This is a genomic window from Ureibacillus xyleni (assembly GCF_900217795.1).
GTDB lineage: Bacteria > Bacillota > Bacilli > Bacillales_A > Planococcaceae > Ureibacillus > Ureibacillus xyleni.
This window is the reverse complement of record NZ_OBMQ01000015.1, coordinates 16,888-39,592: the sequence shown is the minus strand read 5'-3', so window position 1 is coordinate 39,592 and position 22,705 is coordinate 16,888. Positions and strand designations below refer to the sequence as shown.

Annotated in this window: 22 protein-coding genes; 6 read left to right on the top strand and 16 right to left on the bottom strand. The window is 34.0% G+C overall.

Annotated features, from left to right (window positions below; genetic code table 11):
- Positions 1-11: 11 nt before the first annotated feature.
- Complete coding sequence (locus CRO00_RS17015; RefSeq protein ID WP_097074870.1) at positions 12-941, bottom strand: AEC family transporter; 930 nt, start codon at positions 939-941, stop codon at positions 12-14.
- Between the two features lie 111 nt (positions 942-1,052).
- Between CRO00_RS17015 and CRO00_RS17010 the strand changes: the two genes are divergently transcribed.
- Positions 1,053-1,235, top strand: coding sequence for a hypothetical protein (locus CRO00_RS17010; RefSeq protein WP_097074869.1), 183 nt, complete (start codon positions 1,053-1,055; stop codon positions 1,233-1,235).
- A gap of 80 nt (positions 1,236-1,315) precedes the next feature.
- Entirely contained in the window at positions 1,316-2,773 is a 1,458-nt protein-coding gene (locus CRO00_RS17005) for a hypothetical protein (RefSeq protein ID WP_097074868.1), read from the top strand.
- Here CRO00_RS17005 and CRO00_RS17000 read toward each other — a convergent pair.
- Entirely contained in the window at positions 2,770-3,348 is a 579-nt protein-coding gene (locus tag CRO00_RS17000) for a hypothetical protein (RefSeq protein WP_097074867.1), read from the bottom strand. The two genes, CRO00_RS17005 and CRO00_RS17000, sit on opposite strands and share 4 nt — an antisense overlap.
- 635 nt (positions 3,349-3,983) lie before the next feature.
- A complete protein-coding gene (locus CRO00_RS16995; protein ID WP_097074866.1) occupies positions 3,984-5,168 on the bottom strand; it encodes a CaiB/BaiF CoA transferase family protein in 1,185 nt (394 codons plus the stop codon).
- A 346-nt stretch (positions 5,169-5,514) separates the two neighbouring features.
- On the opposite strand from CRO00_RS16995, the gene nhaC reads away from it, so the two are divergent.
- Positions 5,515-6,960 carry a Na+/H+ antiporter NhaC gene (gene nhaC, locus CRO00_RS16990; RefSeq protein ID WP_097074865.1) on the top strand — a complete coding sequence of 482 codons (1,446 nt, stop codon included), beginning with the start codon at positions 5,515-5,517 and terminating at the stop codon, positions 6,958-6,960.
- A gap of 84 nt (positions 6,961-7,044) precedes the next feature.
- Here the strand turns inward: nhaC and CRO00_RS16985 are convergent, their stop codons facing one another.
- Together CRO00_RS16985 and CRO00_RS16980 are read right to left on the bottom strand one after the other, a co-directional pair.
- Positions 7,045-8,286 carry a hypothetical protein gene (locus CRO00_RS16985; RefSeq protein WP_097074864.1) on the bottom strand — a complete coding sequence of 414 codons (1,242 nt, stop codon included), beginning with the start codon at positions 8,284-8,286 and terminating at the stop codon, positions 7,045-7,047.
- A 120-nt stretch (positions 8,287-8,406) separates the two neighbouring features.
- On the bottom strand, positions 8,407-8,697 hold the full coding sequence (locus CRO00_RS16980; protein ID WP_097074863.1) for a DUF6509 family protein: 291 nt from the start codon (positions 8,695-8,697) through the stop codon (positions 8,407-8,409).
- A gap of 157 nt (positions 8,698-8,854) precedes the next feature.
- On the opposite strand from CRO00_RS16980, the gene CRO00_RS16975 reads away from it, so the two are divergent.
- Complete coding sequence (locus CRO00_RS16975; protein ID WP_097074862.1) at positions 8,855-10,039, top strand: alanyl-tRNA editing protein; 1,185 nt, start codon at positions 8,855-8,857, stop codon at positions 10,037-10,039.
- A 44-nt stretch (positions 10,040-10,083) separates the two neighbouring features.
- On the opposite strand, the gene CRO00_RS16970 is transcribed toward CRO00_RS16975, so the two are convergent.
- From CRO00_RS16970 to CRO00_RS16920, 11 genes are all read right to left on the bottom strand, one after another.
- Positions 10,084-10,461, bottom strand: a complete 378-nt coding sequence (locus tag CRO00_RS16970; protein WP_097074861.1) for a hypothetical protein — start codon at positions 10,459-10,461, stop codon at positions 10,084-10,086.
- A 231-nt stretch (positions 10,462-10,692) separates the two neighbouring features.
- Positions 10,693-12,723, bottom strand: a complete 2,031-nt coding sequence (locus CRO00_RS16965; protein ID WP_237658462.1) for a methyl-accepting chemotaxis protein — start codon at positions 12,721-12,723, stop codon at positions 10,693-10,695.
- A gap of 476 nt (positions 12,724-13,199) precedes the next feature.
- Complete coding sequence (locus CRO00_RS16960) at positions 13,200-13,790, bottom strand: undecaprenyl-diphosphatase (protein WP_202615703.1); 591 nt, start codon at positions 13,788-13,790, stop codon at positions 13,200-13,202.
- Between the two features lie 182 nt (positions 13,791-13,972).
- On the bottom strand, positions 13,973-14,794 hold the full coding sequence (locus CRO00_RS16955; protein ID WP_097074859.1) for a metallophosphoesterase: 822 nt from the start codon (positions 14,792-14,794) through the stop codon (positions 13,973-13,975).
- A gap of 341 nt (positions 14,795-15,135) precedes the next feature.
- Entirely contained in the window at positions 15,136-15,507 is a 372-nt protein-coding gene (locus CRO00_RS16950; protein ID WP_097074858.1) for a Na+/H+ antiporter subunit G, read from the bottom strand.
- Entirely contained in the window at positions 15,485-15,769 is a 285-nt protein-coding gene (locus CRO00_RS16945; protein ID WP_097074857.1) for a Na(+)/H(+) antiporter subunit F1, read from the bottom strand. The genes CRO00_RS16950 and CRO00_RS16945 overlap by 23 nt, the downstream gene beginning before the upstream one ends.
- Positions 15,769-16,251, bottom strand: a complete 483-nt coding sequence (locus tag CRO00_RS16940) for a Na+/H+ antiporter subunit E (protein ID WP_097074856.1) — start codon at positions 16,249-16,251, stop codon at positions 15,769-15,771. The genes CRO00_RS16945 and CRO00_RS16940 overlap by 1 nt, the downstream gene beginning before the upstream one ends.
- 5 nt (positions 16,252-16,256) lie before the next feature.
- Positions 16,257-17,735, bottom strand: coding sequence for a Na+/H+ antiporter subunit D (locus tag CRO00_RS16935; RefSeq protein ID WP_097074855.1), 1,479 nt, complete (start codon positions 17,733-17,735; stop codon positions 16,257-16,259).
- Positions 17,728-18,066, bottom strand: a complete 339-nt coding sequence (locus CRO00_RS16930) for a Na(+)/H(+) antiporter subunit C (protein WP_097074854.1) — start codon at positions 18,064-18,066, stop codon at positions 17,728-17,730. The genes CRO00_RS16935 and CRO00_RS16930 overlap by 8 nt, the downstream gene beginning before the upstream one ends.
- A 1-nt stretch (position 18,067) precedes the next feature.
- Positions 18,068-18,490 (bottom strand): Na(+)/H(+) antiporter subunit B, encoded by a 423-nt coding sequence (locus CRO00_RS16925; RefSeq protein ID WP_097074853.1) that lies wholly within the window; start codon positions 18,488-18,490, stop codon positions 18,068-18,070.
- Positions 18,480-20,891 carry a Na+/H+ antiporter subunit A gene (locus tag CRO00_RS16920; protein ID WP_097074852.1) on the bottom strand — a complete coding sequence of 804 codons (2,412 nt, stop codon included), beginning with the start codon at positions 20,889-20,891 and terminating at the stop codon, positions 18,480-18,482. Before CRO00_RS16920 ends, CRO00_RS16925 begins: the two co-directional genes overlap by 11 nt.
- Positions 20,892-21,205: 314 nt before the next feature.
- Here CRO00_RS16920 and CRO00_RS16915 point away from each other — a divergent pair, with 314 nt between their 5' ends.
- Both CRO00_RS16915 and CRO00_RS16910 read left to right on the top strand, forming a co-directional pair.
- Positions 21,206-21,883, top strand: coding sequence for an adenine nucleotide alpha hydrolase family protein (locus CRO00_RS16915; RefSeq protein WP_097074851.1), 678 nt, complete (start codon positions 21,206-21,208; stop codon positions 21,881-21,883).
- Positions 21,884-21,988: 105 nt separating this feature from the next.
- Positions 21,989-22,705: a YetF domain-containing protein gene (locus tag CRO00_RS16910; protein WP_202615702.1), complete on the top strand. Its 717-nt coding sequence runs from the start codon at positions 21,989-21,991 to the stop codon at positions 22,703-22,705.

Here is a 22,705-nt window from a genome sequence, read left to right as displayed (position 1 = left end):
TTTGAAAGGTGTTAAGTAAACAATATAGTTGATAAATAAATAACAATCGTTACGGTTATACAGCTAACAATTGTTGAAAACAACACGGTTTGAGCTGCAGTATTTGACTCTACATCATACTCTAAAGCGAGGCTTGAACTGTTTCTGGAAGTTGGAAAGGCGCTTGCAATAAATAATGATTGTGCCACTACCCCATCTAATCCTAACAAATAAATAATCAAGAGTGCCGTTGCAGGTCCTACTACTAGTCTCGTAAAACAACTAATTACAATCGTCTTATTAATCATTGTCTTTAATTCAATTTGGGATAGCTGTGCCCCAAGTGTAATTAAAGCAACTGCAATAAACCCTTCTGAAATATGGTCTAAGGGAATCCTTACTGTTTGAGGAATTTCAAAATTTAATACATTTAAAATTACCCCCAAAATTAAACCATGAACAATGGGCATTTTTACAAAATCTTTTACTATTTCTACCCCTGATTTTGTAGATGAAATTAAATTATACAGGCCATATGTATAGGTCGTCATATTTTGAAAAATAACAAGAATTACTTGGATTGCGACCCCTATTGGTTGTGTAGAAAAGACCATTTGTGCTACAGGGATTCCATAATTTCCAGAGTTAATTAACACAACACTGTTTTTAAATACAGCAGATTCCATTCGATTTAGCTTTAAAACTTTTGCGATGTAATGACTTAAGAGCATTTGGCACCCTATAAACAACATAATGAAAATTGCCACTTGCCCTAATACAGACAATTCTATCGTTGTCTCATAAATATTCAAAAATACTGCTACTGGCATAAAACAGTATGTAATCAGTTGGGACATTGCCTTTAAATTAAATTGAAACTTCTTCTGTAACAACACCCCTACAATTAGTAGTAATAAAATCGGTGCGACAATTTGGAAGAATATCATCGATAAATAATTCATATTAAAATTCCTCACATTTGACTAATATCTATAGTCTATCTTAACACTCTTTGCGATGGGTATTTACTTCTGATAACATAAATAAAAATAAAATTTAGTGAGGGTTCGTGCATGAATAATAAAAGTAAACGACATTTCTATATATGCCTTTTTATATCTGTACTCTTTACAATTAATCTCGTAAAAAACTATATAAATACTGGAAAAGTCCCTGTTGGAAGTATACTTGTAACAGTAGTCATTTATATCGCTACGATTTTAGCAGCCTACACAATGAAAAATAGTAAAAAATAACGTTTTAAAAATTTAATTCAACTACTTTGTGAAAATTTGGTATATTCTTGGTATGATTCTCTTTTAAGGGAGGGTTTTATTTGCAAAAAATTGATGAGCTGCTACTTACTGAAACAAAAGGTAGAGTCGGCAACTTTCTTGAAGAAGCTATTGAAAGAATATGTCCATGCCATAGAGAAATTGATAAAGGCATTTTTGGCTCCCTACTTGCTCTCGATTCCATTCTCATAACCGAAGAAAATGCTAAAAATATCATCTACTCGACTGTTCAAGAATATTGGGGAAATATCGACTTATTTTTGCATTCAATTTTTCAGACGACAACCATTGATATAGAAAACGCTAATGACCGTCTCCGTTCATTTCTTGCATCGGAGAACGGAAAAAAGGCAATTTTCGATTATTTACTTATACATAATTATCTTGAATTTGATAATTTAATTGCACTCGCTTTTGGGAAAGATATAAAACTTTCGATTCCTGCAGGTGGACTTCATGAAATTCACTTATTCCAAGTTGGTAATAAGTTCCTCTTGCATATTATCTATAACGATAAAAGTAAATTTTGGGATATATTATTTGCCAAAAAAATATACTCCATTTTTTTACAAACTCCATTACAAACTATCGTGGATGTAATTCAGTTAATTCATCGCTATAAAAATATATTAGAAAAGCATTATTCATTGAATCAATCTGTTGTAATTACGAATAACCTTATAAAAAAATTGGATTTAATAAATGTTCGCTCCTACGAATTAAAGGAACTCCATTTATTTAACCTTATTTTGCATTTCAATGGTGGAAAACGGCATTATAAGAAGTTAACTAAATTAATAGAAGGAATAATGTCATCTTGGGGAAAAGGAAAATGGGCTTTATCAGAAAAGGAAAATACACTTTTAATATATATGTTAGCCGTGAACGCTTCACAGCAAAATAATATTAAAAAGGTAATTGAATACGGAAGATATTTAATTCATGGAGATCGACTTATTAATCATTCAATCGAATTACTTGTAGAATATAGTGATGTTTTACCTAATTTGAAACCTGAGCCAGCAACAATAGTTAAACGGTATAATAAAAATTATTTAGAACAAATATTTTATATTTTAATTGATGCACTTATTCAAAATGAGCAATTTGATGAAGTAATATCTTTGCTAAGAAAACATGATATCGCCTCATGTACTAGTATTTATGACTATTTTAACGCTCCACAATTCGACCAAGATTTACTTCATCGAATTGAAGCTACGGTACAACGAGATATTGCTTATATTGTCCATAATTCACCTCAACATGTTTTACAATCGATTGAAATTTGGCTTGCCCAATATCAAGATGAAAAAAGCCCATATTTTGAAATTGCCATAGAGACGTCTAATCATGTTTGCAATTTATTAAAAGTATTTTTTGCAACTGAGCAATATGAGCTTTTTGAGAAGTTAATAGAGGTGTATAAAAAGTATCTTAAAATAGAAACACACTTTTATGATCTTCGTGATTTTGTATCAAAGTACGTTAAATCTTAAGCAATATATTGTATAGAGGACACAGGTATGTTTCTCATAGGTTTTGTCCGGTATATTCGAGTATATTCTTGAATATTGCCGGTGTAACGCAATTGTAAGTATGGTAGCCTTATAAAGTCAGTGGGTTTCATAAAGTACGGACACTTTCCACATAGAGGTAGCCCAACGTATTGGAAGAGGGTTGCGATAAATTGAGAGCAGAAAAAGGCATTATGTCTCTTAACTTTCAATCGACAGGCAACCCCAAACAATCCAATAAAATTATATTTATATACGTTTTTATTGACTTTGTAATGCTGCACATGTTCCTTCAATAAATGATATTGCTCTTCTGTCACCGGGCACTCATAAACTGCACAACTTGCACTTTTTAACAGCTTGGATGAAGGATTTTCATGAACAAATCCCCCGATAAACGGGTTATTTTCTCGCTTCCTACCGAAACTATACATCTCATTTAATTCTCTATCAAATGAAATAGAAACATGATTAAAATTTTCATGTGTATATAACTGAATGGCCCTTGATAACAGAGAGCCAGTCTCTGTAAGTACTATGTAAATGACTTTACTCATCTGATCACCCCTGAAACCAATAACATATTTATTACTTAATATATTAACTATTAATTATTAAGAAACCTTCAAAAAAATAATGAAGATTTCCTTAATATTTGACGGCTATATATTCAAATACGTTTCAGGATATGAATTAGTTTCAAAAAAGATGCGTCTCGCCGGGTAGAGACGCATCTTTTTCTGCACCGAAAGCTTGCGTCAGGTGCAAAAATTGCGCATCTCACCGAACTAGAGATGCATTCTTTTCTGCACCGAAAGCTTGCGTCAGGTGCAAAAATTGCGCATCTCACCGGACTAAAGATGCATTCTTTTCTGCGCCGAAAGCTTGCGACACGTAAATTTATTAAAATAAATTTTTTATCTTTTCCCCTCATATTTTAAGAATTCTTTACTACTTTCTTAAGGNNNNATTCTTTTCTGCGCCGAAAGCTTGCGACACGTAAATTTATTAAAATAAATTTTTTATCTTTTCCCCTCATATTTTAAGAATTCTTTACTACTTTCTTAAGGTACTGCATCGAAAGCTTTAGCGACAGATGCAGGCGCAAAAAACTTTAGAACCTAATTTTTTTAGTTTTAATTAATTTATTATCATGAGACGCATCTTTTTCTGCATCCATTATAATACTGAATTACTGTAATACCCCTCTTTCTTTCAACTTTTCAATTTCCTCAATAGAAAAACCGAGTTCCTGTAGAATTTCAGTATTATGCTCACCAAGTTTTGCCCCTACAAACTTATACGTTGGCTCCTCTTGATCAAATTTAATTGCGGCTCCGATTTGCTTTTGCATGTTACCTTCATGATCCGGAATGTCAACAATCATGTTACGAGCAGCTATTTGTGGATGCTCACACGAATCTTTAAATGTTAAAACAGGCTCCACACATCCATGGAAATCCCCATTAAATACTTCTAACCATTCATCAAAAGTTTTTGATAAAAATGCATCTTTAATGGCTTCTTTAAAACGTTTTTGTGTATAGGTTGAATCGTTAAATGTACTTTGGATTAGTTCCGGGATATCTAATGCTTCACATAGTAACTTGCGGAAGTGTGGCTCAAGGCTACCTACAGAAAAATATCTTCCATCCTTTGTCTTGTAATAATCGTAGAATGTGCCCCCGTTTAGTATTTCTTCTTCTGCCTGTGCTAAGTGTCCACTTGTTAAATAAGTAGTTCCATATAATGCATTCATTGTGAATACTGCATCTACCATTGATACATCGATATACTTGCCTTCTCCCGTTTTTTCTCGGTGTAATGCAGCGGCCAGCACCCCTACAGCTGCGTGCATAGCTCCCCCTGCAATATCGGCCATTTGTATACCCATTGCAGCAGGTTTTTTATCTTTAAGGCGCGAATGATCCAGAACACCTGCAATCGATAAATAATTATTATCGTGTCCGGGTCGATCACGATATGGGCCTGTTTGACCGTAACCAGTTATGGAACAATAAATTAGTTTGGGATTTTCACGACTTAGCGTTTCGTAATCAAGCCCTAAACGTTGCATTACACCAGGCCGGAACCCCTCTACAACAATGTCATATTCATGGATTAATGATTTCACTATATTAATTGCCTCAGGTGTTTTTAAATCTAAGCTAATTGATTTTTTTGAACGATTTAAATGTTGATGAATAAAAGATTCACGCTCATTATCATAAGGTGGCATAATTCTCATCATGTCCACCCTTTTTGAAGACTCAATATGGATAATATCTGCTCCATAATCTGCGAACATCATTGTAGTAAATGCTCCAGGTAACATTGATGAAAAATCGAGAATCTTTAACCCTTGTAAAATTGACATGTTCCCATCCCCTTTTATAACAAATATACCTGCAACTTCTATTATACCCTAACTGTAATAATACAGATTATAATACCATTATCAGTATTATAACAGTTAACTAGAGTTTTACCTAACATTATTTATATAATAAACTGATAATTTAGACATTTACAAATATACTATATGTGTTGATTATGCTCGAGTTTTCAATTATATTAATAATCTATTACCATATATTTAGCTAGTCAGATATTTCGAAAAATATTGACACCTAATTATAAAACTTATACTATTACTCTATGATATTAAACGACTATTAAACGTCATATTTTTAGCACAACTTTATCAGAAATGAGGATTTAGGATGGGAGATAAAAAAGAGTTAGGTAAAAAAGAAATACCTCTATTTTGGGCTTTATTACCATTACTTATCATGATTGCAACGATGATTATAACAATCATCTTCTTAGAACAAGGGCCACATATTCCTTTAATCGTCGGTACTTCAATTGCTGCTCTTGTTGCTTGGAAACAAGGTTTTAAATGGACAGAAATTGAAGAAATGATGTACAAGGGAATTAGACTAGCATTGCCAGCTATCGTAATCATTATTTTAGTAGGACTAATTATTGGTTCATGGATTGGCGGCGGTGTAGTTGGAACAATGATTTACTATGGTTTACAAATAATTACGCCTTCTTTCTTTTTGGTAACAATTACATTAATTTGTATGGTTGTTTCTTTAGCAATAGGTAGTTCATGGTCAACAATGGGGACAATCGGAGTTGCAGGTATGGGGATTGGATTAAGTATGGGAATTCCAGCTCCAATCATTGCAGGAGCAGTAATTTCAGGGGCATATTTTGGGGATAAAATGTCACCTTTATCAGATACAACAAACCTGTCAGCAGGATTAACAAACACGGACCTATTTGTACATATTAAACATATGTTTTATACTACGATTCCAGGGATCATAATTGCTTTAGTCGTTTATGGAATCATTGGTATGAACTATAAAGACAGCAATATTGATACGGCAAGCATTCAGCAAACAGTTTCAGTTTTACAGGATAGTTTTACAATCTCTCCTTGGCTTTTATTAATTCCTGTTGCCGTTATCGTCCTTGTTGCTTTAAAAGTACCGGCAATTCCATCATTAGTAATTGGAATTTTACTTGGAACACTTTCGCAAGTTTTCATACAGGGTGAAACTTTCGCTCAAGCAATCGCTTCATTACAAAGTGGTTACGTAATTGAAACAGGCAATGAAATGGTTGATAACTTATTCAATCGCGGTGGACTAGATTCAATGATGTATACGGTTTCAATGACACTTGTTGCTATGACTTTCGGTGGCATACTTGAATATTCAGGCATGCTACAATCAATTATGAATAGAATATTAAAATTAGCAAAAACTGCCGGAAGTTTAATTGCATCAACAATCTTAGCATGTTTCACAACAAATGCTACATGTTCAGAACAGTACATTTCAATTGTTGTACCTGCACGAATGTTTGCAACGACATATCGTAAAAAAGGGTTACATTCGAAAAACTTATCGCGTGCGTTAGAAGATGGTGGAACATTAACATCGGTATTTATTCCGTGGAATACTTGTGGTGTATTTATTCTTGGAACGTTAGGTGTAGGAGCAATGGAATATGCACCTTATGCGGTATTAAACTACATCGTTCCTATTATCTCAATAATTTATGCATTCACTGGCTTCACAATCCAAAAATTATCAGAGGCAGAAATCGCAGAATTAGATAAGTTAGAAGAATTACAATCAATTACTAACTAAAAAAATGAGAGGTTAATCGAAAATGATTAACCTCTTTTTTGTTCGGTTGAAGGCTTTAATGCATGCGGATAGCTACCCTTCTCATTAAGTATAAGTTGGAATATTCAATTTATATACCGCGCGAGGTCTTCCTTGTTGATAAGTCATTTCTTCACCAATAATTTCAGCATAATGATGATCTACTAACTTTTTTAAAATCCGCTCAGAAGTTCGCCTACTCACTTTTAAAAAAGTTTCCAAGTCATGGGCGGTAAATTCATTGGCTGAATGATACTTACTAAACTGAATGACCTTAGAAAGATTGGCTGGGCTTAAAGAAGTTGACTTTGCCACTTCGACTAACACTGGTTCTCTCGTGCGTAATTCAATACAGTGATGATATTTAGGATATGGTCCAAGTAGTTGCTTTTTTTCTGTAATGATATTGGCAGTATTTGTCTTTGTTAAAAGTAGTGCATCTTTTGCATTTTGTGTTGCCTCTTCGATATGACTACCGTATCCAAAAGCTAGTTTAAACGGGGTGTCAATCAAACTCTTCCATTTTTCCTCAGTGATAAATTCAAAAGTTTTTTCAACATCCCCTTGAGTTGAAAATATTGTGTATGAATTACTTTCTACACTTATTAGTTTAGTTTTAAATAATTCAGTAAACCTACTTAAAACGTTACTATGAATCTCTTTAATACCTTCAAACTTTATGAAGCCAACTGCAATTTTTGCAGATTGACTTTTGGATAAAATAGCCAAATTTTTTGTATCTACAATCCCTTTAATAATTGAACTTCTTGGATCTATCATGCCCGAGACAGGTACATTTAGCTCTTGAAGAATTTCATATACTGCATGAACGCTTGTTATTGCATGTAATGTTTTATGATTTTTATATAAATGATAATGAAACTCTACAAGTTCTTGTATATTAGTTGTTGGGTCAAATTTAAATATTTTAGGCGTTAAAACTAACCCGATATCCTCCAATACACTTGTTACAATTTGAGAATCAGTAATATCAATGGAGACTTCTTGTAATGAGATACCATCTCTTTTAGTTATAGCTAATAAAGTCGTAGCTATGGCCGTTTCATCTTGTTGTAAATAGTGAGTTGGAATTGGAAGCCCCTCACATATTTTCTTGGCATAATAATATGGTAATGCCCCTGAAAAGAAAACAGCATCACAAGGTTTAATCTGAGAAATAAGTGTAGGAGCTTCTTGTGGTTTTTTATATAAATAGTATTGTAGTTTAATAGATGGAAGTTCGTTTTCAATTATTTTTATTCGTTTTGCAAAATCGGCTGAACAAATTACAGCAATTTGTGTACACACAATATCATCATCCCTTTTCACTTTAGCAACAAAATTACCTATACATTGTAAATATTCTAAATTTTCAGTTGAATAAAATCAATAAAAAAAGGAGCAAATTATTTTATGCTCCTAACTTTTTTATATCTCATTTTCAAGTTGTTCTTTGCAAAATGCTAAAATCATAGCTTCTTCTTCATCTTCCAATCCAAAATCTAAGTATTTGTTCTCACTCTTTTCCGTAATAAAATAATTTAGGATTTTTATTTCTTCTTGGTTTTGGCCCACCAACACTCGAATTTCAATTCCAGCTTCTGTGTAAAGCTCATCTTCCTCATCTACATTAACATCTAATAAAAACTCATAACGTTTTCCTTCTATAATGTTTGTTGGGTCCTTGATTTCTTCTACTGAAAATTGTGTAATCTCCATTTATTTAACTTCTCCTTTAACGAATCCTCTTACGGATTAACTTCTATCTATATATAATAATCAAAAATAAGTTGTGGTCAATTAAAAGCCTTGTGAGTGACACTATTACCTATATATGACAAAATGATATTAATCATTATAAAGGAGAAACTTGCAGATGCGTGATTTATTATTTTACCAAGATGTAATGATAAAAGAATTTACAGCAAATGTGTTGAACACTGGCTTGGATGGGAATCGTCCTTATGTTGTCCTTTCAAACACTGCTTTTTATCCAACTGGCGGAGGGCAACCGCATGATACAGGGTTTATTAATGATATTCGAGTTATCGATGTTGAAAAAGTTGATAATGAAATACGGCATTATACCGAAATACAGTACGATTTCAAAGGTGACGTGCGGGGCGTACTAAATTGGGAACGACGCTTCGATCATATGCAGCAACATTGTGGTCAACATATTTTAACTGCAGCATTTGTAGAACTTTTCGACATTGCGACGGTTAGTTTCCATCTCGGAAGTGAACTAGTTACCATTGATTTAAATGCGGAAAACGTTACTGATGAACAACTTGCCCTAGCAGAAAAAAGAGCCAATGAAATCATTCTAGAAAATCGACCTGTTGAAACGAAATGGGTAAATAGAGATGAACTTTCTCATTACAATTTGAGAAAAGACGTTACTGTCGATGAAGATATTCGTTTAGTGATTATCCCTGACTACGACTATAACGGATGCGGAGGTACCCACCCGACATCAACTGGACAAGTAAACTTGATAAAAATTATGGGTACTGAAAAAATGAAGAAAAACACTAGGCTTTCCTTCGTTTGTGGTAAACGAGTACTTGATCAGCTTGCAATGCGTAAAAGAGTATTATCTGATGTTGCCCACCAATTAAGCGTACCAGAAGAAAAAGCTTCGGATGCGTTGCGCAAGGTTCTAGTGAGTGCTAAAGCAACCGAAAAATCACTTGGGGATGCCCAAGAAACATTACTACACTATGAAGCTAAAGAATTGTTGGAAAATAGTGACGATGGGATAGTTACAGCACTCTTTGAAAATCGCTCTGTTCAAACTTTACAAAAGCTTGGGCGCGCCATTACCCTACTAAATGATAATGCCATTGTTTTACTTGTTTCTGATAATGGCAATAAGATTCAATTTATCGCGGCACGTGGAACTAATGGTGACTATAATATGAAAAATATTTCAGATGAGATTTTACCTTTAATTAATGGTAAAGGTGGTGGAAATGCCTCATTCGTACAAGGCGGCGGTGAGAAACTGATATCTGCTCAAGAACTATTACAACATATGGCGAAACAAGTTATTAAATAGGCAAAAGCAGTATTTCCAATTATTATGGAATACTGCTTTCCTCTCTATTTTGTCATTTTCTTTAAACATAAATAATTTTCCCAACCAAATTTGTGTAAACGTACAATATGAGCCTTAATTTCTTTATATTCTTTGTTACTAATTAAATACTTTTCTAATTCTATTTTCCCTTTTAAATAAACCATAGAACCTTCATACTCTAGTCTTGTTGATATACATTTTTGCGGTTTGTTTATCCCATACACTAAATCAGATTTTTCAAAAATGGTTCCATTAAATAATCTACGTAGTAATAAACAATGATCATTATGATACCTTTGATAAGTTATAAAAAATTGTAATGTGGCAATAGGTATATAATAATAGATTTTTCTTTTATGAAAATCTTCACTTTCCATTAGACAATTAGTGAATTTATTCATCATTATAACTCCCTACACAAAAGTTAAGCCCCTTAATGGCGGGTTTAATAAAGATTGTCTAACATTGATTGTATAATTTATGTATATATTTGTAAGTTTTTCTATTTATTTATAGATTACCACATTATAAATTTAATAGTAAATATTTTTTATTTTTATTAAATATCCACAATAATCATAGTGTTTATAATAATAAAAGCAGCATCCCAACTACGGAGATACTGCTTAATATTATAGTTTGAATTGGCTTATTGCCGTTTGTAACTCTTTTGCCATATCGGATAGCTGCTCTGTTTGCTTTTTCATCTCTTCTACAGATAGTAGCTGACTACTAGTTGACGTGTTCACTTCATGAACATAATCCTTCGATGATTGTGCAGTTGCTGACATCTCTTCCATTGAGGCATTAACTTCCTCCGTATTGGCACTCATTTGCTGAGCTGAACTGCTTAATTCTTCTATTTCGTGGGCAATCTGTTCAACAGATTTTACGATTTCTTCAAATCGAACACCTAAATGATTTATTGAATGTAAACCTTGTTCGATTTTTCCTTCTCCCTGTTCAGCTGCTATTACTGCTTCATTTGTATAATCTTGTATTTTTTTAATTAATGTATTAATTTGCATTGCAGATTCAGCTGTTTGTTCAGACAGCTTTCGAACTTCCTCTGCCACTACTGCAAACCCTTTTCCTGCGTCCCCTGCTCTTGCTGCTTCGATTGATGCGTTTAAAGCTAACAGGTTTGTTTGGTCAGAGATATCCGTAATCATACTTGATATTAAACTGATCTCTTTTGCTTCCTGATCAAGTTTGCGGATTACATTTAACTCTACTTCCATTCCTCCTTGGATTTCTTGCATATGTTGAATGGACTTTTGTACAGCTCCATGTCCTTCATGAACTTTGGAAGAAATGTAATCCGTATGCTCAGCAACATTATTTGCTACTTGAGCTACTTGTGAAACTCCCTTTGCCATTTGGTCAATGGCAGTGGCACTTTCCTCCGCCATCGTAGCGCTCGCTTCTGCTCCTCTTTCCACTTCAGCAATTGCACGGGCGATTGTTTGCGACATACTCGTAACATTTAAGGTATCATTCATCACTTCATTCGAAGCTGAATTTACATTATTTGCACTTTTCTCCACTTGTAAAATCATTGCTTTCATACTTGAAACCATTTCCGTTAAAGAGCGTGATAAAACCCCCATCTCATCTATGCGTTTACGATATTTCTCAGGTATCTCATGGGTAAAATCACCAATAGCTAAGTATTCGCTAATTCGAACGACCTGACTTATCGGTTTACTTACAGACCTCGAAACAAAGTAGGCTAATAAAAGACCTAATGCAATGATTACAATAGATGTAATTAAGAAGTTTCTTTTTAAACTATCCAGACTTGCTAGAACTTCATCTTCAACAGCTAAAATAGCCACTTTCCATCCATTGTCTAAAGTGTGATAGCCTAAAATATGATCCTTGCCATCTGAATGTTTAAACTGATATATCCCTTCTTCATTATTAATCATTTCCTTCGTCGCAAGGCTTTCTCCAGATTCTGAATTATTCTCTTCTGTTTGAGCTAAATAGTTTACTTGATTTTTTACTAACTCATGGTTTGGATGACCTTGAATTGTCCCGTCAGAGTTGATAATAAAAGCATAACCACTTGCCCCTACCGTAATTTCTTCAACAATTGTAGAAATATAATACCCGTCCAAACGTGCTAATAATAACGCATCTTCACCCGTAACTGTATCAATGGGAGTTGCAATCATGACTACTGGCTCATTTGTTACACGACTAATAATCGTATCCGTCATTACCGTTTTACCTGAAAATGCTTCTTGTATGTAATCTCTATCCCCTAAATCTGCGTTTGTTCCATCAGAGTAATATGCAACACCATTACTTTTTACAATGCCAAATCCTAAATAATCTGTGCTACCTTCTAATTTTTGATTTAAATATTTAAATTGCGTTTCCTGTTCCATGTTTTGTATATTATTATTTTCTGCTATTGCTTCAATTTCTGAATATGTACGTTTAAAATATTCTTCTATGTAATGAGAAACATCTCCAGCTTTCCACTGTAGATTTGTTTTCACTTGATTGATGACAGCATTAGAACTATTTAAGTAAGAAAATACCCCTAAAGTACCGCACGTAAGTAATAGCAACGCAACAATTGATGCTGTTAATTTTCCACCTATTCCTTTTAACCCCATAAAGTTATCCCTACCTTTTGGTGAAATCACCATTTTACTATTAGTAGATTAACATAGGTTTATTTTACTGGTAAACACTAATATAATTGTACTATTTACATGGTGTTTAATGGTAAAACTAGATTTATAACAGTGGTGGGTTGTACGTGTAAATGACTTGAATATCGTCTCCACCTACTAAATTCAACGACTTCTTTATTCTTGGATGCCCTCACTTTTTAAAATAAAAAGCCACACCATTGATGATGTAGGGCACTGAAAAAGTCGATTTTAATAAACTTTTATAATAAAAATACGCTCAGATCTTTTAGGAAGTGGGATTCACGAAGACTCCTACGGGAACAGCTTGAGCTGAAGACCCCGCAGGAGCTTGCGACGAGGAGGCTGAAGCCAAGCCCGTGGAAAGCGAAGTGAATCCCACCTTCTATTTAGAAGCAAATAATTACTATAAATTTTTATCGGTATTTAGTTTTTCAGTGGCTTCTTGATGATGAGGCTTCATTTTATATTTAAACTTTATGAAATTTGCTAGTGATTATTTTTTCAAGGGATTCGTATTTAGTAATGAAAGTTGTTATTAATGTTAATCTTGGAACTGTTAAGTAAACTAAAACTGCAGAAACAATACCAATAAAAGCACCTACAAGTACATCTAATGGATAATGAACGCCTACCCAAATGCGGGAAACACCTACTAACATTGCCGTCAAGATCCAGAGAAACCTTCTGCCTTTTTTAAACAACCAAAATGACATACAGAATGAAAAAAATAAAATAGTATGATCACTAGGAAAAGAGTTATCAATTGCTTTTTCTATTAACTGATTTGTATTTGAAAGCACTGCGAATGGTTGATGATTAAAATGCATTAACCCAGCTAATTTACCTATAATTTCAGCCAAAATAAAAGCAACACTTGCACAAATGACCATTATTTTATTTTCTTGTTTTTTTGTAAACCAATTCAGAATAACAAAAATAGCTAAGAAAATAACTGTGTATTCAGCAATAATAATCATTGGAAAATTGATAAATTGAAATTCTTTCCCTAAATTATTAATCATTCTGAAAGCATCATTATTTATAACCGATATATCCAAAGACACTCTCTCCTTTAAAGCTTTATAGAGCTATGTTAAGAAAAAAGATATCTTTATACCATCGTATAATGTGACAATTAATAGTTGAATCTAACATTATTGTCACTTCGGTTAATCAAAGCGCTTTCCCGTTACTAATTCAAAAATAAAAAACGTTACAGCTGCATTGTAACGTTTATCATTTAAAGCGACTTTGACTTAAGCTCAACCACTACGATTTCCGGTAAATTAAATATTCTAAAAGGCACGGTGCTATTTCCTAACCCTCGACTTACTGCCATCGTTGCTGCATCTTCTTTATATAAGCCAGATGTATATGTAGGGAGGAAGCCTTGTGCAGGAGCAAATAAACCACCGATAAACGGTATTCGTACCTGTCCACCATGGGCATGTCCTGAAAACACTAAGTCCATATTATTTACAACATATGTGTAAAACATTTCGGGGCGATGGGCTAACAAGATTGTGAAGTAATCCGCGTTAATTTCTGACATTGCTAAATTTAACATGCTTTGTGTTTCAAAACCATTTAACGGATCCTCAATACCGAGTATATTTAGAATTTCCCCATCACGTTTGATTGTAGTAGACGTATTTGGCAAGACATGTACACCAAGCTTCTTCAATGCTTCATATATTTCATCCACTTTGTTTATTGCAACTTCATGATTGCCTATTACATAATAGACATCTGCAATCTCAACAAGTTGCTCTACAGCTGTAAGACTTTGTTGTAAATCATATCGATTGCTATCAATCAAATCACCTGTAATAAAAATAACATCTGGATTAGATTCACGAACTTTTTCAACAAGCCTTCCTTGGTCCAATCCGAATGATGCATCATGTAAATCAGACACTTGTGCAATTTTAAAGCCATCAAAACTTTTTGGAACTTTTTCAGACTCATAGACATGTTCCGTTATTACAATCCAATGATTATTTACATATAAAAATAAATAAACCCCTATGATAAGGGAAAATAAAATTAATATTTTTTTCAAAACTACTCGCTCGATTCATTTATAGGTTTTATTGAAAAAATCACACTTCTCCATATTATTTCATATGCTTGAGAACATTCAAGTATAAGGTCATGGTTAAAAAAATGTTAATAAGTATCGTTAATTCATAAAAAATTTATCCACAAAACTAGCCACCATATCCACTTATCCCAAGTTCTCCACAGCTTTATCCTCAGTTACTGTAATTGTCCACAGCCAAAATTCATTTTTCTCCTACAAAATGCAAAAATTTATCCACAAATCAAAAAAACATCCACTTTTGCGTTATTTACGTAAAAAGTGAATGCCTTAAAATTGTGGATAACTTATTAATTATCTGCCTATAAATCTGGTTTATCTTCATTCGCAAACAATAATGGTTTTAACTCGTCCTCTCCTGAACCTTCTGCTAATGGTACTCGGGATCGATAGGCCGCGCGACAGATTAAATGCCCAGCAACAGGCGCTGTAATAAACACGAAGATTATCCCTAATATTAATCGGATGCTTACATACCCATCATGGAACCAGAAGTAAATAAAAGCACCTGTCAAACAAACTAATACTGCTAACGTAGAACTTTTTGAGGCAGCATGGGAACGTGTGTATACATCCGGTAAACGGATTAACCCCAATGCACTAATTACACTTATAATGCCCCCTAGTAGAATAAGTAGTATCGCTGCCCATTCAAGAGTCTCCTTTACGCTCAACAATAACACCCCTTTCGATATACTTCGAAAAGGCAATTGTTCCGATAAAAGCTAAAATACCTAGGATTAATATTGCCTCTAAAAAAGCTTTCGTTTTCAAAAGTATTGAAACAATGGCGATTGCAGAAATTAAGTTGACGCCAATCGTATCTAACGCAATGGCGCGATCTGGCATAGAAGGTCCCATAATGACACGATATAAAAGTATGGCGATTGCTACCATAAATAAGGTTAATGCAATTAACAAAATTGTTTCTTTCATTATCGTGTCACCTCCATAATTGCTTTTTCAAATTTACCGATTGATCGTATTACCTCTTCTTTCGATTGTTCAATATCCATAGCATGAATATAAAAAACGTCCCCTTCTTCTGACACTTCCATAACAACAGAGCCCGGAGTGAGTGTTAACAACAGTGCTAATGCTGTTACTTCCCATTCACCTTCTAAGTTCGTTTTATAAGTGAATATACCTGGTGTAATATTTAATTTTGGTGTAATGATTTGTTTCATGACCGAAAAACTTGAAATTAAAATCTCTTTAATAAATAACAAAATTAAATTGACTAATTTCATTACTCGTTTTAAATAAAACCTTGTACCAAAGAAACGATGCATCACATATAAAATACCAATCCCTACTACAAACCCGCTAAAGAAAGTTGTAATTTCTGGAGTAGGAGCATCAACTAATAATAGCCACAATAAGGCAATAAATAAATTTAATAAAAATTGACCAAACAACCCACTCACCCCTTTAAAATTGCATCAATGTAGACAGATGGATTCATTAATGTATTTACAGCATCCTTTACATAAACTGACAATGACTCTGCTCCAACTCCAATAAATACAATCGTTACTGCTAGGAAAATAAAAGATCCATAAGCACCCTTTGGAATGGGTTTTCGATCTTCAAAACTAATTGTTGTTTCACCGAAGAATGATGCTAGGAAAATTCTTAACAATGAGTATAAAACAATAATACTTGAAGCAAAACCAATCGCTAGTAATATGTAAGATTCAGCCTCTATCGCACCTTGACCAATTAAAATTTTCCCTACAAATCCACTTAGAGGTGGGACTCCCGTTAAGGCAAGCAGGACAATAAAATAAATCCACCCAAATAGAGGATAATTACGAATCAATCCACTCATGTTTTTAATTACGGATTCTCCTGTTAAATAAACCATCATTCCAATGATTAAAAATAATAACGCTTTAGCAACTATGTCGTGTATTAAGTAATAAATAGCACCAGTAATGGCAGCTTCTGTTCCGACTGCTAAACCAATTAAGATGAATCCAACACCAATAATGACATTGTAAGTTCCAATGGTATATACATCTCTACCAGCCAATGCCCCCATACAACCAGCAATAATTGTAATTCCAGCCATAACGCCAATTAATGTATGAGTAATATCTTGATTTAAAGGGAACATCAGTGTAAATGTGCGGATTAATGCATAGATTCCTACCTTTGTTAATAATGCAGCAAATAAAGCCTGTACTGCAGCTGGTGGCACACTATAAGAACCTGGTAGCCAAAAGAATAACAGTAAGCCCGCTTTCAAGCTAAATACAAGTAGAAATAAAACTGCTACTGTCGTTAGTAGTGGTTCTTGACCTACTTCAGCAACGCGTTGTGCAATATGGGCCATATTTAATGTTTTGACCGTCCCATAAAGAAAAGCAAGTGCAACTAAGAACATCCATGATGCAACTACGTTAATTAATACATACTTTAAAGACTCTCGAAGTTGAACCTTTTTTCCACCGATAGCCACTAGTACATATGAGGAGAGTAACATCACTTCAAAACAAACAAATAAGTTGAAAATATCCCCTGTTAAAAACGAGCCATTAACTCCTGCAATTAAAAACAAGATAAACGGGTAAAAAAACATCGTTTCGATTTGTTTTCCAATTGTCGAAAAGGCATATAACAAACAAATTGTCGTCACAATACTTGCTGTTAAAACAAGAAGCATGGCAAATGAATCCGCAACAAATAAAATGCCGAATGGGGGTAGCCAGCCGCTAAAGTCTAACCGAATAATTCCTTCCGATTCAACAATTTCTAATAATATAAAGCTCATGATACTAACTGTAATCATAGTAATCGTACTAATCACACGTTGTAGCATAATTGAATGTCGCAAAAATACGAGAATAACCCCTGTAATAATTGGGATGATTAGAGGTAGTACAATTAAATTATTCATCTGAAATACCCCTCAATTCACGAAAATCAGCAGTTCCGTTCGTCTTATACGTTCGATAAGCTAATACAAGAAGGAATGCGGTTGTAGCAAAACTGATAACAATGGCAGTTAATATTAGTGCTTGTGGCAAAGCATCTGTAAAACCGTCCTCTGATTGACCAAGAAGCGGCACAACCCCTTTTTTTAATCCGCCCATAGCTAATATTAATAAGTGCACTGCATGGGATAAAATAGCGGTTCCTACAATGACACGAATCATATGTCGAGAGAGGACTAAGTAGGTTCCAACTGAAACAAGTATTCCAACTAATATGACAATTAAAGATTCCATACTATTCATCCTCACTTATGCTTAAGATAATCGTCACAAGCGTTCCTATAACAGTTAAGGCGACACCTGCTTCGAAAATTGTAACTGTTGTTAAATGCTTTTCTCCTAAGATAGGAATATTGAAATATCCATCCGTTTGAGAAAGGAATGGAGCGTTAAAGTATAAAGAGCCTATTGCAGAGCCTGTTGCTAAAAGAACCCCGAATGCAGCTACCTTTTTAAAATCGAAGGGCATTTTTTTATGAACCGTTTCAAGATCATAAGTGATGTAGAGAAGTACAATACCTGAACCTAATACAAGCCCTCCTATGAATCCTCCACCAGGTGCGTTATGCCCTGAAAAGAATAAATAGACACCCAATGTTAAAATAATAAATACGACACCTTTAACGACTGTTCGTAAAATAACATCATTAATTTTCAATATCGGCATCCCCCTTTTTCGCTTTTAGCTTAATGATTGTGTAAACCCCTAAGCCCGCTATAAAGAGAACGACCACTTCTAACATCGTATCGAACGCACGGAAGTCTCCTAAAATGGTATTTACGATATTTTTCCCACCAGCTAAATTGTAGGCATCTTCAAAATAAGTTGAAATTGTTTCAAATTTTTCATAGTTTACAACGGCTAAACCGACAATTGTAACCGTTGCACCTACAAGAATTGAGATAACCCCATTTGAAACTTTCACTCGTTTTGATGTTCGCTCTGGAGTGAGGTCTGGTAAAAATTTAAAACAAATTAGAAATAGTGCCGTTGTAACCGATTCAACTACAAGCTGTGTTAAGGCTAAATCCGGTGCGCGGAAAATAACGAAGAAAAATGCAACAGAATAGCCAAGCACCCCATTTAATAACACGGAGGCAATGCGTGATGTTGTAAAAAGTATTGCTACTGCTGCGAAAATGACAACAAACACTAAAATTAATTCAAAGCTTTCAACACTTGAATTATTCACCAAACTCCATTCAAAAGAATTCGTTAAGAAAAAGACGCCCGCAACAACAATGACAAACACCATATAAATATAAGAAAAGTAGTGAGTTAAATTGCCATTCATATATCGCTTTGTTAAACTCTCTGAAACGTTTTCACTAAAGCTAATTACTGTTTCGTATAATGAATTTAAAGTTAATCGTTGTGGAATCCATCGATAAATCGGCTTCCAACGTTTTAGTAAGAAATATAATGTAATCCCTAAAATTACAACCCCAATCGTCATCCATAATTCCATATTAAATCCGTGCCAAGCTGAAATATGCGGAGTTAATTCCTCAGTTGAAGGGAATGTTGGATAAATACCAGCCATTGCTGGTTGTAAAATATAATGACCTAAAAGATTTGGGAAGATGAAAATACCTACTACAAGTCCAATAAGGATAAACGGAGATATTAACATACCAATTGGAGCTTCGTGAGGATTCTTTTCTAAAATATCTGGCTTAATTTTCCCAAAGAATGTTTTTCCTACGATGATTAAGCAATAAACAAAAGTGAATATACTTGCTACCCAAGCAACTACAGGTATTAAGACTCCGATAGTATCAATCGAAAACACATCCAACTGTGTAATCTTTAATGTAGCTGCAAAAAACATTTCTTTACTTAAAAAACCATTGAATGGGGGCATCCCAGCCATAGATAAACTCCCGATTAATGCAACAGTAAACGTAAAGGGTAAAATTGGCATTAACCCACCAAGGCGGCGAATGTCTCGCGTTCCAATTTCATGGTCTACGATTCCTACCATCATAAACAGTGCACCTTTAAAGGTCGAATGGTTAATTAAATGGAAAAGTGCTGCAAATGCTGCTTGCGTATAAATGATTGAATCTTTACTATAGCCCAAATAAACCGCTATAGACCCTAACCCAAGCAAACTCATAATAAGTCCTAGTTGACTAACTGTTGAAAAGGCCAGTAAAGCTTTTAAATCGACTTGCTTCACCGCATTAAATGAACCCCAAAATAGTGTCAACAATCCAACGCCTGTGACTGCCCAGAACCAAATCATCTCGCCTCCAAATATCGGAGTGAATCGGGCTACTAAGTATATACCTGCCTTTACCATTGTAGCTGAATGTAAATAGGCACTAACCGGTGTTGGCGCTTCCATTGCATCTGGAAGCCAAATGTGAAAGGGAAACTGTGCAGACTTTGTAAATGCTCCCAAAAGTATTAATACAAGTGCTGGAATAAACAATGATTGCTCACTAATTACATCAATGTTTGAAATGATTTCTCGTATACTAAACGTTTCGCTCATTGAATAAAGCATTAGGAACCCCACTAACATTGCAATACCGCCTGAGACAGTAATGGTCATAGATTTCCTTGCTCCTGCTCGTGAAGCTTTACGATGATGCCAAAAAGCAATGAGTAGAAACGATGAAACACTCGTTAACTCCCAAAATGTATATAAAACTAATAAATGGTCTGAAAAAACAACACCTAGCATTGCACCCATAAATAAAAGTAAATAACAATAAAAATGGTGCAACGACTCTTTTTTTGATAGATAAAAGATGGAATATAAAATTACTAAACTACCAACACCTGTAATAAGTAGGCTGAATATTAAACTTAAACCATCGAGATATGTTGTGAAATTTATATTGAATGAGGGGATCCACTCATAATAATTGGAAAATGTTTGGCCTTTCGCAATTCGAGGGATATATGTAGTTAATAAAAGGAACAAACTCAAAGGAACCATTAAAACAACCCAACCAATAGCCTTTTTGGGTAGTCGCCTATAAAAAATAGGAATGCATGCTGCTACAATAAAAGGTAACAGGATAATGGCAAGCTCAAATGTCACAATCTACTGACCTCCTAATTTTCGTAAAAGCCCCTATTTTTAAATTTACCTCAATCCCTTGACTTATGAAGGGTAGAACATCATAATATTGTGTCATATAGAGAAGCAAATCAATTTAAACAGGTGCTAACTTCCGAAGTTGTAATATTTTTGTTAAATGTACTAAAATAATAATAATTTCTACAAATAAAAGTATACAATAAGAATTACTCAGATGCACTTAATTCGCATTCCTATTTTCTTACTCAAACGTTATTTTTCTCATTTATCATTATTATTTTGGTATATTGAACTAATTTTAAGAGGAGCAGACTACGATGAATCGTATAAAGAGATTGGATGAGAGTATTTTAGTTTGTGTATATTACGGACTTAATGGTGAACGACTTATTCGTCGTGGACATAAGCTTGCAACATTATTGGATTGTCCACTCTATATACTAACTGTTGACTCAAAGCCAATCGATAATTTTGATGCAGAGAAGTCAGGGTATATTGAACGATGGACGCAATTAGCCGATGAATTACAAGTTGAAAAATTTATTATTTGTGATAATGAAAAACGACCTATTCAAAAAGTTGTGGCTGATGTGGCTAAAAAATATGGAATTACGCAAATAATAGTTGGACAAAGTGCGCAAAGTAGATGGGAAGAAATAACAAAGGGTTCATTTTTAAATGTATTACTTAAAGAGGTTCCGTTTGCAGATTTTCATATTGTTGCAGTGAAACGACCAATAGAAGAAGAAGAGTATGGGACTTTTGAAAAAGGTGTCCGCGCTTATGTAATCCGTGATGAAGAGAACTACAAAATCGTATTCACTTGTCCTAAGGTTGAATATTTAGAAGGAATATTTTTTAAAGAAATTGGGACAGATTTTGATAATGGTATTTTTAAATTTTCCTATGAAAACAAAATGAATGAAGTAGCGATTAAAGAAGGTTTCGTAAGTAATCCTCATCTCATTCATTCAATATTAAGCCCAATCCATTAGTACTTGGAATTAAAAGAAGTATCTTATCTTGTGATACTTCTTTTTCTTTTGTATACTAATTTTTCTTTCGTTCATGCTAATAAATGAACGAAAGGAGCTTTCAACATGGAGGATTTCACGAATATCCACTTTACTGAGATGATTATTAGAACAACCATTGCCTTCACAGCAATCTTAATACTCGCCCGAATTATAGGAAAAAAACAAGTTAGCCAATTTACCTTTTTCCATTACGCTACTGGCATTACTTTCGGTTCTATTGCTGCAGAAATTTCCTCAAAAGCAGATGGAGCCTATTGGGATGGAGTGACGGGGTTAGTCTGGTGGTCTTTTTTAACATTACTTGTGAGTTTTATTACATTACGTTCAAAAAAGTTACGCGTTTTACTAGATGATAAACCGATGATCTTAATTAAAAATGGTGTAATTATGGATAACGCTTTGAAGAAGTCCCGCCTTCATGTAGATGAACTAGGGATGTTATTAAGAGAACAAAATATTTTCTCATTAGATGAGGTTCATTATGCTATTTTTGAAACGAATGGGCAACTTAGTGTATTAAAGAAACCTGCTCACAACTCAGCAACAAGGCAGGATGTGAAAGCTGATGTCTCCATTCCCCCTTATGTTCCAACTGAAATTATTTCAAATGGTAAAATTATTTCAGAAAACTTAAACGAAATTGGCCTAACAGAAGAATGGGTGATGAATAAACTTCGAAAGAAAAAGGTACAAAATCTTGAAGATGTTTATTATGCTCAAGTGCTTGAAAATGGCTCAATTTATATTAGCCTTCGAAATGATAGTGGTAAAGCGATATAA